This is a genomic window from Tenacibaculum sp. 190130A14a, assembly GCF_964048965.1.
GTDB lineage: Bacteria > Bacteroidota > Bacteroidia > Flavobacteriales > Flavobacteriaceae > Polaribacter > Polaribacter polynesiense.
In genome coordinates, this window is the sequence record NZ_OZ040189.1 from 328387 (window position 1) to 346385 (window position 17999).

A 17999-nucleotide genomic window follows, 5' to 3' on the forward strand; every position below is an offset into this window, starting at 1 on the left:
AAGATTAAAGGATTTTTTTTATTTTAGACATCACATTTTTTAGCAAAAATTAGAATTAAAAATTAAGATTTGTATTTTTGCCCCGATTTTAAATTTTAAAACTTATAAAATTATGTCAGACATTGCATCAAGAGTAAAGGCAATTATCGTAGACAAATTAGGAGTAGACGATAACGAAGTAACTACAGAAGCTAGCTTCACAAACGATTTAGGAGCAGATTCTTTAGATACTGTTGAGTTAATCATGGAGTTCGAAAAAGAATTTGATATTCAAATTCCAGATGATCAAGCTGAAAATATCGCTACTGTAGGTCAAGCGGTAAATTATATTGAAGAAGCAAAAAAATAATTTATATGCAATTAAAGCGAGTTGTAGTAACTGGACTTGGCGCATTAACGCCAATAGGAAACAATAAAGAACAATATTGGAACGGCTTAGTTAACGGAGTTAGCGGAGCAGCACCTATAACGTATTTTGATGCTGCCAAGTTCAAAACTCGTTTTGCATGTGAGTTGAAAGACTTTAACGTGAATGATTTCATACATAGGAAAGAATCACGTAGAATGGATAAGTTTACACAATATGCAATGGTGGCTTCAGATGAAGCGATTGCAGATTCGAAGTTAAACTTAGACGAAGTAAACAAATTACGCGTAGGTGTAATTTGGGGAGCAGGAATTGGAGGTTTAGAAACTTTCCAAGAAGAGGTATTGAATTATTCAAAAGGAGATGGAACTCCTAAATTCAATCCTTTCTTTATCCCAAAAATGATTGCAGATATTGCTCCAGGAAACATTTCTATTAAAAATGGATTTATGGGGCCAAATTATACAACAGTATCTGCATGTGCATCATCTGCTAATGCAATGATTGATGCATTGAACTACATTCGCTTAGGACACTGTGATGTAGTTGTAACTGGTGGTTCTGAAGCTGCGGTTACAATTGCAGGTATGGGAGGTTTTAATGCAATGCACGCGTTATCTACTAATAACGAAAACCCAGAAAAAGCGTCAAGACCTTTTGATGCTACAAGAGATGGTTTTGTTTTAGGAGAAGGAGCTGGAGCTATTGTATTAGAAGAATACGAACATGCCAAAGCACGTGGAGCTAAGATTTATGCAGAAGTTGTTGGTGGAGGATTATCTTCTGATGCTCACCATATGACTGCACCACATCCAGAAGGAATCGGTGTAATTGCAGTAATGAAGAACTGTTTAGAAAATGCAGGTTTACAACCAGAAGATGTAGATCATATTAATACACATGGTACATCAACTCCATTAGGTGATGTTGCTGAATTAAAAGCGATTTCAGAGGTTTTTGGAGATCATGCGAAGAATATTAATATCAACTCTACAAAATCAATGACAGGGCACTTATTAGGAGCTGCTGGAGCTATTGAAGCTATTGCTACCATTTTAGCAATGGAACATGGAGAAGTTCCTCCTACAATTAACCATGCTACAGTTGATGAGAATATCAATCCAGAGTTAAACTTAACGCTTAATAAATCTCAAAAAAGAGAAATTAAAGTAGCTATCAGTAATACATTTGGTTTTGGAGGGCACAATGCTTGTGTTGCATTTAAAAAATTAGCGGAATAATATATGAATTTCCTTCGTAGAATAGTAAGACCACAATCAACAGACGATGAGGATTTTTACTATGAACTAAAGGAATTGCTAAATTTTAAGCCCATAAAGCTTTCTTATTATAAAAAGGCTTTTATACATCGATCAATGAAAATGGTTGATGGTAAAGGGAATCCTATAAATTACGAACGATTAGAGTTTTTAGGAGACGCCATTTTAGGATCTGTGGTATCTTCATATCTCTATAAACAATCACCAGATGGTAATGAAGGGTATTTAACCCAAATGAGATCTAAGATTGTTAGCAGAGAACACTTGAATACTTTAGGGAAAGATTTAGAGCTGATACGCTTTGTAAAAAGTAATATTGCTAAAGAACATATTAGTGATAATATACATGGTAATATATTTGAAGCTTTTATAGGAGCTATTTATTTAGATAGAGGATATAATTATTGTCATCAATTCATTTATGAACAGGTAATTTTACGCTATGTAGATATAGAACGCTTAGAAGGTAAAATTTCGAGTTATAAGGGGTATATCATTGAGTGGTGTCAAAAAAACAAGAAGAAGTATAATTTTCAGTCCTACGAAGATACTGGGAATCAAAATAAAAAGCACTTTAGTGTTCGAATTAGTATAGACGGTACCGTTATGGCAAAAGGAAGAGCAACTTCTAAAAAGAAAGCAGAGGAAATTGCAGCCAAAAGAGTATACTATGCTATGCAAAATCAAATGAAAAATTCCTAACTTCTTAAGAAAACGTTTTCGTTAATTTCACAAATTCTTTTCATTTCATTCCTTAACTTAGCAAAAAACAAATTGTTGTTTTTATGCAAGCTTATTCGTTAGAAATCAATGATTTTTGGTGTGCTGAATATACATTAATCGGTATTCACACGCCCTTAAATGACTATAAACTTGCCTATAAGTTAAATCAAATCTTAGATATAAGATTGATTAAAGCCAGTTATGAATTAGACTTCGAAGATAATTTTAATAAGTCTTCGTATCCAATTTTTGATTATTTAGATAAAGAATTAGATAATAGCTGGTTTTTAATAACAAATGTTTTTAAAGAAAAAAGAAAAACAGATGGTATCGGGTTATTTGAAGAAAGTTACTTTAAAACCTTTCTAATACCAGAAAAGAAGAAAGTAGATTACTTTTTAAAAATTGAAGGAGATTTAGATTATGAGTTTATCATAAAAATGGTTGATAAGATTAATCAAATTCCACAAATTTTAACCTCATATACTATAGATTCTGAAACACTAAAATCTAAAGAGAACTTAATTTTTTAAGATATGCCACATAACAAAAAGACGAAAATAGTAGCAACATTAGGACCCGCAACAAACACGAAGGAGATTTTAGCTGAAATGGGAGCAGCAGGGGTTAATGTTTTTCGTATTAACTTTTCACATGCAGATTATGATGTTGTAAAGGAACGCGTTCGTCAGATTCGTGAGATAAATGAAGAACGAGGATATAATGTAGCAATTTTAGCTGATTTGCAAGGGCCTAAACTTCGTGTAGGAGTTATGGAAGACGATGTAATATTGAAGGATAATGATACTTTTATATTTACAACTGAAGAGTGCACTGGTACGGCAGAAAAAGCATATATGACCTATCAACGTTTTCCTAAAGATGTAAAGGTAGGAGAGAAAATTTTAGTTGATGATGGAAAACTGATGTTTGAAGTTGTATCAACGGATAAATCAAAAGAAGTAATTACTAAAGTATTAGTAGGAGGGCCGTTAAAATCTAAAAAAGGAGTTAACTTACCAAATACCAATATTTCATTGCCAGCTTTAACTGAAAAGGATAAAAAAGATGTAGTTTTTGCACTAGAACAAGAAGTAGATTGGATTGCTTTATCGTTTGTAAGAACCCCTGAGGATTTACGTATGTTACGTGATCTAATCAAGCAGAAATCACGTTATAGAGTACCGGTAATAGCAAAAATAGAAAAACCAGAAGCAGTTGAGAATATTGACGCACTAATACCATATTGCGACGGTTTAATGGTGGCTCGTGGTGATTTAGGAGTAGAGGTGCCTATGCAAGATGTACCATTGATACAAAAGAGTTTAGTTCAAAGAGCAAAACAAGCAAGACTTCCTGTAATTATTGCTACACAAATGATGGAAACTATGATTGAAAATCCTGTACCTACAAGAGCAGAGGTTAACGATGTAGCGAATTCAATAATGGACGGTGCAGATGCTGTAATGTTATCTGGAGAAACTTCTGTAGGAAAGCATCCAGTGAAGGTAATCAAGAAAATGACTGAGATCATTGGAAGTGTTGAGTTTTCACCATTGATTAAAGTACCGCATAACCCTCCTCACATCAGAACGAATCGATTTATTACAAAATCTGTTTGTCATCATGCAGCTCAAATGGCAGATGATATTAAAGCTGCAGCTATTTCTACATTAACAAATAGTGGATATACAGCGTTTCAAATTTCAGCCTGGAGACCAAAATCGCATGTAATAGCTTTTACCTCTGAAAAAAGAATCTTAGGAAAGTTAAATTTACTTTGGGGAGTAAGAGCATACTTTTATGACCGAGATTTAAGTACAGATGATACTATTGATGATATTAACGAAATTATTAGAGAAAAAGGTTTTGTGAAGTCAGGAGATTTTATAATTAATTTATCTTCTATGCCAGTAGAAGCAAAAGGAATGGTAAACACTTTACGTGTATCTAGTATAGATTAGAAATAAACATATTTTAAATAAAAGAGGCGTTACTTTATCAGTAGCGCCTCTTTTTGTTTTATAGTTTTATCTTTCTAGAAGATATAATGGCATCATTGGTAACAAACGGCATTGGCATCATTACTTCTGTTCTGGGTTGTATATTCAATGATGGGTTCGATAATAAGTCATAAGAAATTTCATTCAATGTAAGATTAGGTGTTTCATTTTTATCTAATACGAATGAAAGATTTAGGCTGGTATCTGTATTACCCATTTGATATATTAAAAGGGTACCCTTATTGGTAAAAGGTTGTCCTTTATTAACTAAAGCATTGTTGGCAGTTAATTTCTGTATGCTTAAAGGAGTGGTGTTTACTAATTCATACTTATTTATTGCTCTCTGTGGAAGAATATTAATATCAATATGTCTTAGGTTTTCTATTATGGTATCTTTAGCAATGGTAACAATTGAGTTTTTAAGTTCAACATGCTTTGCTTTTTTATGATAGTTAAATAGGGTATTATATTTACTTTTTCCTTCTGCGAAAGAAATACTTCCTTCTTTATAATCTTTATCAAATACTTGTTTTGTATAATTATCTAAGTTTTTATTGTAAGTTCCCCAATAGGCTTCTTTAGAGTCTTGATTTTGTATATATACTAGACTATTCGGAAACTTTTTATCTACAGAAAACCCACTATGGTAAAAAGCAAGAATGAATACAATAATCGTAGCAAATCCAGTTATAGATTGAAGTCTATTTTTCTGTTTTTGTTCATGAAAAATTGGTAATAAAAAAACAATAATCAAAATGGTTAAAATAGAAGCTACGAATAGAATTTTTAATCCTAACGCTATAGGAAATAATTCAACCATTGGACTAAAAATATATACTGTAGGAATACCAATAATGGCAAAAAGTAAGGACTTATTCGCTTTTTTAATGTCCATAAAAATTAGGATAGACAAAATTAAAAGAGATGAATATATTGGGATAATCAAAAATCCAGCTCCTTGTAAATATTGATACACCAATGTATTGATAAGTAGCCCTAGAAGAATAGGAGCAATAAATAAATCGGTAGTTTTTTCTTTACTAAAATGATTGTAAATTTTAAAAGTAATCCAAAGGCTTAAAAAAACTGTGGCAAGAATATAGTAATGACCATTGTAGGTAAAACCATGTAAAATATCATTATATTTAGGATGAATTACCAATATTAATTTCCAAAGCAGGTAAGAAATACCACCTCCTATAAATAATGAAGCTAATAAAGGAAGAAACCCTTTAAACATGCCTTGTAGTGTAATTCTTCCTCTTTTCAATCCAATAAGAATTAAAAGTACAAGAGCCGCAAAACCTACAACCAGCATTGGCAAAATCCAACTGAAAGGATAGCTTAACAGTTTTAAAAAGGGAAAGTTTAAATAAATATAATCTTCATTACTATGAAAGTCATTTAAATTGGCTTCAGAAAAGTACTTCAATGTGGTTACCAAATAATCTGCTTGGTGCAATAAAGATTCTTTATTCATTCTATCATAAGAGTCTTGTGCGGTATGATAGTCAAAATGATCATCAATAAAAGCAAAATTGAATCCGTTGATATTTGCATTTTCTCTAAAAATAGTTAAATCTGTGTCGTTTGGTAGCTTTTTGTATACACTATACATTAAAGAACTGGCGGCAGGATAATTTGGAGATGCATTTAAAAATTTAGATAATAATTTTTGATTTTTACCATTGGTTTCCATCAACATAAAACTAGAACCTCCACTACCTCGAGCTTCAAAATTTAATACTAGCCCTATGTCTTTGGCTAAAGGATGGCATTCTACAAATGCTTGAGCTCCCAATAAACCAAGCTCTTCTGCATCAGAAAAAAGAACAATGATATCATTTTTAGGTTTTATACCTTTATCTAAAAAAGCTCTAACGCCTTCAAGAATGGTAACAATTCCAGATCCAGCATCACTAGCGCCAAGAGAAGAATGTGGGTTTGAATCGTAATGACTTAAAAGTAATAGCGATTTTCCTTCTTGTGTTCCTTCAATTTTAGCAATGATGTTTTCTACGGTAGTACCAGCACGCCATTTGTTATTTACTACAGATTGAATTTGGACTTCAGGGGTAAGACCGATTTTTTTTAATTCATTCACTAAATATTTTTGAACTTCTTTATGTTCTTTAGTACCTACATGATGAGATTTTTTAGAAATGTTTCTAAGATGGTATAAAGCATTGTCTACTAAAAATCCAGATTCTTTAAGGTTTTCTGAGGTTTGTTTTTCTGAAGGAATAATGTCTTTAAAACTCCAATAAACGGTAAAAAGGATAACGAGAATTGAAGCAAATTTGGTGGTTGATTTCATTAAATTTTCTCTTTTGATAAAAGTAGTAAATTAATTCCTATAGTTGTGATAGATGTTAAGTTGTTAAAAATCAGTATATTTAAGTCTAACTAAAAAACTAATCATTATGGGGATAATAAACTTTCAAGGGAAAAGAACAAATCAACCTGAGAAAAAAAGTGAACCAATTTTAGTTTCTGACTACATGAGTAAGAACCTAATAACTTTTAAAGAGAATCAGCCGATAGAAGATGTGATAGATACCTTGATTCAAAATAAAATATCTGGTGGTCCTGTGGTAAATGAAAAGAATGAGTTGATTGGAATTATTTCTGAAGGAGATTGTATGAAACAAATATCTGAAAGTAGGTACTATAATTTACCGATTGATCAAAATAATACCGTTGGAAAAGCAATGATAAAAGAGGTAGAAACTATTGATGGGAATATGAATATTTTTGATGCTGCCAATAAATTTTTAACGTCTAGAAGAAGGAGATTTCCAATTGTAGAAAATGGAAAATTGGTTGGTTTAATTAGTCAAAAGGATGTTTTAAAAGCGGCAATGAAATTAAAAGGAAATACTTGGAAATAACTAATCTTGTTTTACCAATAAATACATTTCATTTTCAAGTTCCAAATAGCCTTGGTCATATACATAAAAGTAGGTGTTACCTGCTTTTGTTGTATATATAGAGGTAATAAACTTGAAGTCAAAACCTTTATCAAACAATTTTCTACGAGTTACTTTGGTTTTACCTAAAGTATTTAATTCTGAAAGAACTTTGTAGTTTTTTCGCAATCTATTGTTCGTATTTCTAATCAGATTTTTACTTTCCTTATTTACTTTGTTATTGAAAGCATTTCTGCAATAATCGGAACAAAACTTTTTGTCTATTCTACCAATTACTTTATCACCACATTCTAGGCATTTTTTATCGCTCATAGTCTGTTTTTTTTAGTTCATACCATTTTGCGTTATGTCCTTCGAAAATAAAGTCGTTGACATATTGCAGACCGATTTTTTGCAAGATTTTATTCGATCCAATATTGTCGGTTTCAGCGGCTCCATAAATGATGTCGTAGTTCATTTCTTTAAAGCCAAAATCTAAACAAGCAAAGGCCGACTCTGAGGCATATCCTTTTCCCCAGAATCTAGGAATTAAACGATAGCCTATATCAATAAACTCAGTAAAGCCATTTAGTTCTTCTCGTTCTCCAGTATTGAATTTTAATCCAGACCAACCTATAAATTCGCCAGAGGCTTTTTCAAAGGCAGCAAATCTTCCAATACCATTTTCTCGGTATTGTTTTTCAAAAAAGGTAATAATGTCTTCTGCTTGTTTATATGTTGTAATAGGGCGGTTTCCAAGATATTTATGAACTTCAGGGTTTGAGTCTAATTCAAAAATTCCTGCTGTATCTTGTTTTTGAAATTCACGTAAAATTAACCGTTCTGTTTCTAGATAAAATGTCATTTGTTTAAGATAGTTAAATATTTAGGCCAGGGACCTGTTGCTTCTTTATATTGTTTAGCCATAGTTCTTGAAACTTGAGCTATATGTCCCAAATCATGCACAACCCAGGCAGCCAATAATTCACTTGCGGTAACCGTTCCAAACTCGGGATGAATACCGGTAAGTTGAAGTTGATTTACTGATAGGTTTAAAGAATGCAAATAACGGATGTTTTCTTTCCGAAGTTTTTTAAACTCTATAAGTAAATCGGTTAAACTTTTTCCTTGAGAGAGCTCAAATTGTGCGAAACGATCAAAAGGAACAAAATGTTTATGATCTTCAAATAAGATGATTTTTAAACGAGGAATCCAATCTGTTTTTTCACCGTGAATTAAGTGCCCCAAAACATCAAAAGGTGACCATGTGTTTTCACCTTCATTGGCATAAATCCATTCATCAGAAAGATTTTCTAATAAATTTATTAATGTATTTGGAGTTTTTTCTAAAACCTCTAAGCCCTTATCAATACTGAATTTCATGAGGTAAATATACTAAAAATATCCGATTACATTCATTTACAAACGAAAACAAATGATTACAAACCAATTATAGCTTGCATGATGTTGGATATTTGCAGTGTCGATTTATTGAAACGGCAATGTCTTAACTGTTTAACGAAAAAATAATAATTATGAATGCACTTAAAAACAGAGTACAGTTAATAGGAAACCTAGGTAACACACCAGAAGTAATCACTTTAGATAGTGGTAAAAAACTAGCTAAATTTTCTTTAGCAACAAACGAGACTTATAAAAATAGTCAGGGACAAAAAGTAACAGATACACAATGGCATTATATTGTTGCTTGGAACAAAACTGCAGAAATTATTGAGCAATATCTACAAAAGGGTAGCGAAGTAATCATTGAAGGAAAACTAACTTCAAGATCATTTGAAGATAGCGAAGGACATAAACGATATGTAACAGAGGTTGTTTGTAATGAATTACTAATGTTAGGAAACAAGTAGAGGGGAGAATTGCTACATCACCGCTAGAAAAGAAATTGAAAAATAAAGAATAAAACGGGCTAAATTGTTTAGCTCGTTTTTTAGTTAAAATAAAAACGTACTAAAACGTTTGTGGTAAGTCCTAATGATAATCGAGTAAACTTATCTACTTCGTTTGCACTTTGATTAATGCGATAATAGTTGTTAATAGCATTTTCACTACCTGTAACATTCCAAACAGCAACTCCAAAATCAGCTCCTACTTCTTCAGAGATTTTATATCGATAGGTAGCGGAAGCATCCATTCTAAAATAGTTTGATAATCTGCTGTTATTTGCATTTCCAAAGTTGATACTATTGTTAACTATTTCTTGGTTTTCTACAGGTTGAGAAGTAGGTTTTCCAGTTTGGTAGTTAATTCCTGCCGAAATTTTGAAAGCCTTGTAAGTATAGGTGTTACCAAGTGTAATTGAATGTGTAAAATCAAAATTACTTGGAAAATTGCGATCTTCTAGATTTTTAAAGGTGTACTTGTTTTTTAAGAAGGAATAACTTAACCAAGTGTTGAGATTTTTAAGTTTTTTTCGTGCTAAAAACTCTGCACCCCAAACATTGTAACTTCCTTTTGCTTTCTCAAACTCATATTTTGTAGTAAAACTTTGACTTTGCGTGGTAATTCCGTTTACTGTTTTATAATAACCTTTAGCATCAAGTAACAATGATTTGTTTTTATAACTGATTCCAAATGATAATTGTTTGCTTGTTATTACAGGGATTTCATCGTCATCAGACAATTGCCAACGCCTTTTTTCAATTCCTAAAAAATCATTTTGAAAGTTGATAATTTGTGAAACATTTTGATGTTTAAACTCTCCTAATACTTCTGTAGTAATCTTAGATGATATTTTCTTATGTACACTAATTCGAGGCTCAATAATGGTTTTATTAAACTTTTCAATATAGTTGAATCTAATCCCGGGTTTTATGATAAAATCATTTTCTAGGTTTTGGAACTGGATTTGAGCAAAAAGAGCATGTTCTCTAATTACGTCAGAACGTAGCCTAAGGAATCTGGGATTATCAACATCATTTAAATTAGTCACTTTAGATTCTGTGAAATTATACCCCAAATTATACTTCCAGTTATATTTATGATAACTTGCTTGTAACTTAGCCCCAGATTCAGACACAATGTTTTCCTGTAAAAAACGTTGATTGTCAAAAATATTTACATTAATAGCTTGCAGTTTGTAATCAGTTTCATACAGATTTAACTGTGTAGAAAAATCATCTGTCCAGTTTCTTTTATAACTAATTCCTCCTGCGATAGTATTTTGAGATAAACTACTTTGTTTCGTCTCTACATTCGTGTTTATTGTAGCGGTTTCATCAAAAGTTAAGTCGTTATTAATAGTGATGAAATTAATGCGAATTTCATCTTTTTTACTAGGCTTGTATAGCCAACGAAGTGAAGTGTCGTAAAATTTAAACTCTTGATTAGAGTTCGTCACATTGATACTGTTGTTTTGTACTTCTGTATTCTGTGTAACACGTTCAAAATACTCTTCATAAGTAGGTGTTCTTACCCATTCATCAATTGATCTTCTTGCTGCAATTTGTAAGGATGATTTTTTCCCTAAAGGGAGATCCAAAAACGCGTTGGCATTGATAAAATTTAAACTAGCACTTCCTTTCAACTCTTTTTGAATCTTATCATCAGTTTTCATGTGGATTGTTCCTGAAACTCCATTAGAAAAAGAAGCATCTGTTCCGTTAGTGATAACAATTGCTTTTTGTGTAATTTGTGGATTAAAACTAGAAATAAGTCCAAAGAAATGACCAGATTGATACATTTTAATATCATCCCAAAGAATAAGGTTTTGATCGTGAGATCCACCTCTTATATTAATATTAGAAACTGTTTCATCTGCACTTTGTATACCAGGTAATGCCTGTATCGAGTGAAGTACATCTGTTTCAATTAAACCTGGAAGTAATGAAAATTCAGAAAAGTTAATAGCAATACTTCCGTCAGCCACCTTATCTATTCCTTTTACCAAATATCCAGTTAGTGAAACATGACTTAGTTTTTCTTCCTGTTCTTGTAGGTAAATAGTTTTACATTCATTTTTTGAAAAAGATGCCAACGTAAGTGTAACGGGTTGATGTCCTAAAAATCGAATGGTTATTTTCTCAGATGGAAAACGAACTTTGGTTTCAAAATACCCTTGTTGATTGCTAACCGTATTGCTAAAGTTTGTATGAATGGTAGCTCCTTCTAAAATTGACTGATCCACAAAGCTTTTTAAAAATCCACAAACCTTATATACTTTAGAAATACTATAATGATTTGCATCTATTTTTGTGAAAATTAGCGAGGTTTGAGACTCAATGTTTTTAAATTTATGAACTAAAGAGGTTTCTTTCGAAATTGGGCGTATGCTGATATTTTCAATTAAATCACTGTTGTAATTAAACCGAATAGTATGTTGGTTAGAGATCTCTTCGAGTATGTTTTTTAAGGGTAGTTTACTTTGCGCAGTAAGTATGAAATTGCTTAAAAAAAATATCCAAAAAGTAATGTAATTCCTTTTAGTTTGGGTCATCAGAAATAATAATTTCTGTTTTATTCTTAATATTATACGTTAGATTAAAGGGATGAGTGATTGCTTTAATTGCACTTTCTAAGTTAGTGTGTGTAAATGCCCCTGTAAAATAAATCTCTTTGTTTTGTATGTTAGAAATCACAGTAACCTTATACTGTTTCTCTAATTCTGTTATAACGTCTTTTAACAATACACGCTCAAAAATACTTTGGTTATGTAACCATTGCGGTGTAGCAATAACAATGTTTCTTTTTTCTTCTGAGGTATTTGTTAAAACGAATTCAGAACCAGCAGGGAGTTTTACTGTTTTTTCATTATAACGTACTTCTACCAAACCTTCATAACAAGAAACCCTGAAAAGACCATCTCTAGAAACAACGTTAAATTCGGTACCTAAAACACTAACAGTTCCGTAAGAAGTATTTACATCAAAACGACTTCCTTTTTCTACATCAAAAAAGGCTTCACCCTTTAGGTCAAGATTTCTATTTTCTTCCCAGTTTTTTGATTGGTATTCTAATTTAGAAAGTTCATTTAACTGAACAACAGAATGATCTGGAAGTGTTATGGTTTTACTTTCGGAATATTGCGTGTCAAATTCTTTTATTGAAGGATTGTTCACAAAATAGAATAGTGAAAAACCAATAATTAGAGCTGCCGCAATTCTTGGAATTATTTTCTTCCAATTGGTGTTGTTTTTAGCAGATAAACGATTCTCTAAAGTTTCAAATGAAGTAACTTGAGCGTGTTTTTTAGCATTAAACCGTTGTCCTTCTTCAATAATTTCATTAAAAAAAGGAGCATCCTCTAAAGCATCAAAAGCAACTTGCTCATCAGGCGTTAGTTCATTTTTTAACCATTTTTCTATTAACTCATTTTTCTCCATTATTCCTCTTTATATATATAAAACAACTTGCTTACTTATTGTCCCATTATTTTTTATTCAATTCTTCTAATTGCTCTTTTAGCTTTTTAAAAGCTGCATAAATTTTATGCTCAGCAACTTTTTTAGTGATTCCCATAACTTCAGCAACTTCTTTGTGGGTTTTTCCATCAATTTTACTCAGCATAAAAGCAACACGTTCTTCTTCTTTTAAACTAGCTAAAGCTTTTTCATATCGTTGTAAAAACTCTTTTTTTCGCAGAACAAATTCAGGAGACTCATTGGTATAGTCGTTTGGTTTTACTTCCTGATATTTGAGAACTACCTTTTGATGTTTCACTGCATTTAACATTAAATTATTAGCAACAGTATATAGAAATGATTTTGCTTTTTCTGGAGTTACTTTAGCACAGTTTTCCCAAAGTTTAATAAAAGCATCTTGTGCTTTGTCACTTGGGTTTAACATATCACCATACTTATAATATAAAAAGTTACTAAGCCCTTGCGCATATTTTTCATAAATCGCGGCGAAGTGCTTTTTGTCACATATATTTTCAAATAAAGACTTTGACAAACTTAAGGAGGGTTTAAAAACTTTAGAAAGATAGAAATTTTTTTGGGACATTTAAAAATGAAGTTGTTTTAGAATAAAGACGAATTAAAAAACAGATTTATGAGAACTTTAAAATCCACCTTGTTATTACTAAGTACAATTCTGATTCTTTTTTCATGTAGAACAGAAGAACTTAAAATTATAGATCCACCTGTACAAAAAGCTCTTGTAGAAGACTCGCCTGTTGTGAAATTAATGAACAGAGCAGTTTTAAGAGATGGATCAAAAGATAATATTATAGATAAAGCTAGTTGCTTAAGTATTAAATTACCAGTTACGGTAGTGGTTAATTCTAAGGAAATTACTATTGATAGTGAAGACGGTTATGAAGAAATAGAAGCTATTTTTGATTTATTTGATGATGATGTAGATACTTTAGAAATTAAATATCCGATAGAAGTTATTTTAAGTGATCACACTATAGTTACCGTAAATTCAGACGATGAATTGGAAAACTTAACTAAAGACTGTAAGGGAGAAAATGAAGAAGATGACGATATCGAATGTTTAGATTTTGAATATCCTTTTACGGCCTCTGTGTTTAATGAAAACAATGATTTAATCTTAACCATAACCCTTGAAGATGATGAGCAGTTGTATGAATTATTACATGATTTGAAAAAATATGCTGCCGTTACAATCAATTTTCCTATCAACGTTAAATTATCGAGCGGAACCGTTCTTACAATTAACAGTTTAGAAGAGTTGGAAGAAGCTATTAGTAGCGCAGTTAATAGTTGCGATGAAGATGATGATAATGACTATGAAGATGATGATTGCGATGATTGTACCACCGATATCCTTAAAGAATTTTTTGAAAAGTGTGATGAGTGGAAAGTAGATAAGTTAAAAGTTAACGACGTAGATTATACAGATGATTATGAAAAGGCTACTTTTTACTTTAGAGAAGATGGGTCTATTAAAGTAACTAAAAATGGAAACATATATGAAGGAGAATGGGAAGCATCAGGAGACGCAAATGATATTATGATTACGATTAATGTAGATGGTTTAGATAAGTTTAATAAAACATGGACCCTACATGAATTAGATGATGAAGATGATGAAGTTCAAGTTAGTCTGTACTCTGGAGATGATAAAGTACGTTTTGAAAGTTTCTGTAACCAAGGGAGTAATAGTGGAGATAACTTAAGCGAAGTATTAATAGCTGTAAATAGTGTTTGGGTAGTAGAGAAGTATTTAGAAAATGGAGAAAATAAAACGGAAGATTTTGAACCATATGAGTTTTATTTTGAGTCTTCAGGTGAAGTAAAAGCAAAAACTGCTACTACTGTAGATAACGGAGAATGGAAATCATTTAATGATGGAACAGTGTTATTTATGGAGTTCCCTTCTCATGATATTTTAGAAAGGCTTAATGAAGATTGGAAGGTTATAGAGATTTCAGATACTCAAATAATGTTAAAGACCTACGATAGTAGTGGAGCAATTGAAAACATGTTGGTTTTCAATAAAAAATAGTTACTCCCAATTAATTCCTTTTATTTATTCTTGATGAACCAGCCAGTTAGTTAGTTACTCGGCTGGTTTTTTTGAGTCTTCTTTTAAGGTGTACCTGTGATGTGCTCGATGTAATTTTTTCTGAATACGTTCTCGTAGTCTTTGAGGTTTTAGTACTTCAATACTATCTCCAAAACCAAGAATTAAACGTTCTAATTCAAAATTTGGGATAACCAAAATATTAAAAATTGATCCTTCTTCAGTTTGTTTTATTAATCGTTGTGATTTATGAAAGGGCTTAGTAATTACATACGGAGCATTTGCTTTATCAACCCAAAAAGAGATGCGTTGAGGTCGAGCGTTTGAAACTGTCACACCAACCACATCTTTATAATAAAGATCTCCTTCAATCATTTTATCAATATAGGTTACATCTTTTAAAACTTTAATGGAACTAATACGATCTAAAGCAAAGGTGGTTTCTGTATTTTTTACCAAAGCCAATAAGAACCACCGGTTGTTGAATTCCTTCAATAATTGTGGGTGTAATGTAATGGTATTGGGTTTATCTGCTTTAAAAGATTGATATACGATTTCAATGACTGTTTTCTGTTGAATAGCATTATACAAAGGGTCGATAAATTCTAACCCCTTTAACTGTTCATTTTTATCTAAATGAATAATAGCTCTGTTCTCTTTTTGAGAAGAATACACAGAATCTTCGAGTCTCTGTAAAACACCATCCATCTCTTTAAATAAGGAAAAATCTTTGAATTGACGTAACACCTGAATGGCATCATTCATTACTTTTACATCATTCTCCGTTACAGGAATGTTCATAATAGAATACCCTTCTTCGGCATATCGATAATACTTACGTTGGTATACTTCAATAGGAGCATTATATCCTAATTTATCACTACGCATCATTTGTATATCTAGCTGAACAGTTCGTTTGCTTACGTATACATCTTTTCCTTCATATTCATATAAAGCATCAGAACAAGCATCAATTAAATCATCTAAGGTCCATCGACGCAAGGTATTTCGTAAACACTGATCAATTGTTTTATATCGGATTAAAGCGTTTTTATTAGAGGCCATTTATAAATTGTTTAGTTCATTAGTTAAATTGATACGCGCTTGCTTTTCAAATAAATCATTAAAAGTTTTAGAACCATAAATAGCTTCTTTATCTAAAAAATGTTGCAGTACTTTTTTACGACCTTTTTTATACATAAACCTTGGAACTAACTGATATTCTTTACGAATCAACTTTGTATAATTAGTATAAACCGCCGAAGACTTTCCTAATATGGTAAGATCGAAATCAACTAAAAATTGTGTGTCATTATCGGAAGCTTGGTGAGTTTTTGTAGCGATAATTTGCCGGTAAATACTTTCTAAAGAAGACTTTGATAAAATACGTTCTAATTCAAGTAAAGCAAAATCTGCACTCTTTTCTTCGTTGTCTTTGTTCCAGATATTGTAAATCACATCATGATAAAAAATAGAAAAAGCAACGATATCTGAATTTTCTAAATGCTCTTGGTATTCATCAAAATAAGAAAATAGTTCTTTTAAATGTGTTAAGTTATGATAAGCTCTATGTGACTCTGAATATTTTTGATGAAGGTTGGTCCAAAGCTTCTGAATATGTGCTTTGTTAGTGGTATATTTCTCTAAAAGACGAAAGAACCTATTTTCTAAATCCATATTGTTTTTTTGTAAAAATCATAAAATAATTTTTAGTACGCAAAAACATTGCGTAATAGTGTTAAATATTTGCAGTGTGATTAAGAAAAAGTCTTCGTTTTAGTGGGGAAATGCTATGAAAAGAAAATTAGAAGAATTAAAACAAAACAAAATGAAAATTACAGGAAAAGATTTAATTGAAATGGGTTTTAAATCAGGAAAATGGTTTCCAGAGGCTATGGAATATGTCAATTCAAATGAATTGACAGAAGTTGAAATGATGGACTATTTAGAGCAGTTTAAACCTGTACCGGAGATGCCATTGTTAAAAGAACCAGCTAGTTTTAGAATCAATATTAAGGCAGAGAATGAATTAGAAGAAATAAATGTAAACTCTGTAGTTCATTCGATGGAAGTATTAATGAAAACACCAACATTAGTAAACGGTGCTATTATGCCTGATGCTTGTCCTACTGGACCAGCAGGAACAATTCCTGTAGGTGGGGTAGCAGTTGCTAAAAATGCTATTCATCCAGGAATGCATAGTGCAGATATTTGTTGTTCGGTAATGTTGACGGATTTTGGGAAAGCAAACCCGAAGGAAGTATTGGATGCAGCTCATAGTATAACTCATTTTGGTTATGGAGGTCGTTCAAGAGAAGAGCAATTTAGATTCCCAATGGATTTATTAACAGAGATAGAAAATAATGTATTTTTAAATGACCAAAAAAGTATTTCGGCAGCACGTTCACATTTAGGAACTCAAGGCGATGGAAACCACTTTTTATTTGTAGGGAAATCAAAGAATACTGGAAATACAATGTTGGTTACGCATCATGGAAGTAGAGGTTTTGGAGCAAATTTATATGCTAAAGGAATAAAAGTCGCAGAACGATTTAGAAAAGAATTGTCGCCACAAACTTTAAAACAAAATGCTTGGATTCCTTATGAAACTGAAGAGGGGAAGGCCTATTGGGAAGCCTTACAAATTATAAGAAAATGGACAAAAAAGAATCATGAAGTATTACATGATGCTACTTTGGAAAAACTAAGAATTGAAAAAGAAAATCGATTTTGGAACGAACATAATTTTGTTTTTAAAGATGGTGATTTGTTTTACCATGCAAAAGGAGCAACGCCGTTGAATTCGAAATTTATGCCAGATATTACGGGGCCAAGGCTGATTCCGTTAAACATGAGTGAACCCGTGTTGATTGTCGAAGGAAAATCAACAGAAAGTAATTTAGGGTTTGCACCACACGGAGCAGGAAGAAATGTAAGTAGAACACAACATAGAAAAAGTAAAACAGGAACTTTTGAAGAAATATTTGAAGAAGAAACAAAAGGTTTAGATGTACGTTTTTTTTCTAATGAAATTGATATAACAGAATTACCTTCTGCATATAAAAATGCAGAAACAGTTCGTAACCAAATGGAAGAATTTGGTTTAGGCGAAGTGATTGATGAGGTATTGCCTTTTGGATGTATTATGGCGGGAGACTGGCAAAAGAATGCTCCTTGGAGAATTAGAAAAAGACAAGATAGAAAGAAGAGAACGAATAAATAAATCATAGAAATCTAAGAAACACGTTTTATAATCAACATACCT

The 17999-nt window shown here is 31.7% G+C and carries 18 protein-coding genes; 9 read left to right on the top strand and 9 right to left on the bottom strand.

Features of this window, described 5'->3' with window-relative positions:
• Window positions 1-112: 112 nt before the first annotated feature.
• The 5 genes from ABNT22_RS01575 (at window position 113) to pyk (ending at window position 4334) form a co-directional block, all read left to right on the top strand.
• Window positions 113-349: an acyl carrier protein gene (locus ABNT22_RS01575; protein WP_299105270.1), complete on the top strand. Its 237-nt coding sequence runs from the start codon at window positions 113-115 to the stop codon at window positions 347-349.
• A 5-nt stretch (window positions 350-354) separates the two neighbouring features.
• Window positions 355-1608 carry a beta-ketoacyl-ACP synthase II gene (gene fabF / locus ABNT22_RS01580; RefSeq protein WP_348715754.1) on the top strand — a complete coding sequence of 418 codons (1254 nt, stop codon included), beginning with the start codon at window positions 355-357 and terminating at the stop codon, window positions 1606-1608.
• Window positions 1609-1611: 3 nt separating this feature from the next.
• A complete protein-coding gene (rnc, locus tag ABNT22_RS01585; RefSeq protein WP_348715756.1) occupies window positions 1612-2349 on the top strand; it encodes a ribonuclease III in 738 nt (245 codons plus the stop codon).
• Window positions 2350-2432: 83 nt separating this feature from the next.
• A complete protein-coding gene (locus tag ABNT22_RS01590; RefSeq protein WP_348715758.1) occupies window positions 2433-2903 on the top strand; it encodes an IPExxxVDY family protein in 471 nt (156 codons plus the stop codon).
• 3 nt (window positions 2904-2906) lie between these two features.
• Window positions 2907-4334: a pyruvate kinase gene (gene pyk / locus ABNT22_RS01595; protein WP_348715760.1), complete on the top strand. Its 1428-nt coding sequence runs from the start codon at window positions 2907-2909 to the stop codon at window positions 4332-4334.
• A 58-nt stretch (window positions 4335-4392) separates the two neighbouring features.
• Here pyk and ABNT22_RS01600 read toward each other — a convergent pair whose 3' ends face one another.
• Window positions 4393-6690 carry a M20/M25/M40 family metallo-hydrolase gene (locus ABNT22_RS01600; RefSeq protein ID WP_348715763.1) on the bottom strand — a complete coding sequence of 766 codons (2298 nt, stop codon included), beginning with the start codon at window positions 6688-6690 and terminating at the stop codon, window positions 4393-4395.
• Between the two features lie 106 nt (window positions 6691-6796).
• Here ABNT22_RS01600 and ABNT22_RS01605 point away from each other — a divergent pair, with 106 nt between their 5' ends.
• Window positions 6797-7264, top strand: a complete 468-nt coding sequence (locus ABNT22_RS01605) for a CBS domain-containing protein (RefSeq protein ID WP_348715764.1) — start codon at window positions 6797-6799, stop codon at window positions 7262-7264.
• Here ABNT22_RS01605 and ABNT22_RS01610 read toward each other — a convergent pair whose 3' ends face one another.
• The 3 genes from ABNT22_RS01610 to ABNT22_RS01620 are packed head-to-tail and all read right to left on the bottom strand — an operon-like array spanning window position 7265 to window position 8665.
• Window positions 7265-7615 (bottom strand): hypothetical protein, encoded by a 351-nt coding sequence (locus ABNT22_RS01610; RefSeq protein ID WP_348715766.1) that lies wholly within the window; start codon window positions 7613-7615, stop codon window positions 7265-7267.
• Window positions 7605-8147: a GNAT family N-acetyltransferase gene (locus ABNT22_RS01615; RefSeq protein WP_348715769.1), complete on the bottom strand. Its 543-nt coding sequence runs from the start codon at window positions 8145-8147 to the stop codon at window positions 7605-7607. Before ABNT22_RS01615 ends, ABNT22_RS01610 begins: the two co-directional genes overlap by 11 nt.
• The gene (locus ABNT22_RS01620) at window positions 8144-8665 is read right to left on the bottom strand and encodes a DinB family protein (RefSeq protein WP_348715771.1); all 522 of its coding nucleotides are present in this window, start codon (window positions 8663-8665) and stop codon (window positions 8144-8146) included. Before ABNT22_RS01620 ends, ABNT22_RS01615 begins: the two co-directional genes overlap by 4 nt.
• A gap of 152 nt (window positions 8666-8817) precedes the next feature.
• Between ABNT22_RS01620 and ABNT22_RS01625 the strand changes: the two genes are divergently transcribed.
• Entirely contained in the window at window positions 8818-9153 is a 336-nt protein-coding gene (locus ABNT22_RS01625; RefSeq protein ID WP_348715774.1) for a single-stranded DNA-binding protein, read from the top strand.
• 80 nt (window positions 9154-9233) lie between these two features.
• Here ABNT22_RS01625 and ABNT22_RS01630 read toward each other — a convergent pair whose 3' ends face one another.
• From ABNT22_RS01630 to ABNT22_RS01640, 3 genes are all read right to left on the bottom strand, one after another.
• A complete protein-coding gene (locus tag ABNT22_RS01630; protein ID WP_348715777.1) occupies window positions 9234-11429 on the bottom strand; it encodes a TonB-dependent receptor in 2196 nt (731 codons plus the stop codon).
• Window positions 11430-11724: 295 nt separating this feature from the next.
• Window positions 11725-12624, bottom strand: coding sequence for a FecR family protein (locus tag ABNT22_RS01635; protein WP_348715779.1), 900 nt, complete (start codon window positions 12622-12624; stop codon window positions 11725-11727).
• A gap of 46 nt (window positions 12625-12670) precedes the next feature.
• Window positions 12671-13195 (bottom strand): RNA polymerase sigma factor, encoded by a 525-nt coding sequence (locus ABNT22_RS01640; protein ID WP_348715781.1) that lies wholly within the window; start codon window positions 13193-13195, stop codon window positions 12671-12673.
• 99 nt (window positions 13196-13294) lie between these two features.
• Between ABNT22_RS01640 and ABNT22_RS01645 the strand changes: the two genes are divergently transcribed.
• Window positions 13295-14716 (top strand): hypothetical protein, encoded by a 1422-nt coding sequence (locus ABNT22_RS01645; protein ID WP_348715783.1) that lies wholly within the window; start codon window positions 13295-13297, stop codon window positions 14714-14716.
• A gap of 54 nt (window positions 14717-14770) precedes the next feature.
• Here the strand turns inward: ABNT22_RS01645 and ABNT22_RS01650 are convergent, their stop codons facing one another.
• Together ABNT22_RS01650 and ABNT22_RS01655 are read right to left on the bottom strand one after the other, a co-directional pair.
• Entirely contained in the window at window positions 14771-15799 is a 1029-nt protein-coding gene (locus ABNT22_RS01650; protein WP_348715786.1) for a WYL domain-containing protein, read from the bottom strand.
• The gene (locus tag ABNT22_RS01655; RefSeq protein ID WP_348715789.1) at window positions 15800-16411 is read right to left on the bottom strand and encodes a hypothetical protein; all 612 of its coding nucleotides are present in this window, start codon (window positions 16409-16411) and stop codon (window positions 15800-15802) included.
• A 151-nt stretch (window positions 16412-16562) separates the two neighbouring features.
• Here ABNT22_RS01655 and ABNT22_RS01660 point away from each other — a divergent pair, with 151 nt between their 5' ends.
• A complete protein-coding gene (locus ABNT22_RS01660; RefSeq protein ID WP_348716690.1) occupies window positions 16563-17957 on the top strand; it encodes an RtcB family protein in 1395 nt (464 codons plus the stop codon).
• The last annotated feature ends 42 nt before the right edge of the window (window positions 17958-17999 follow it).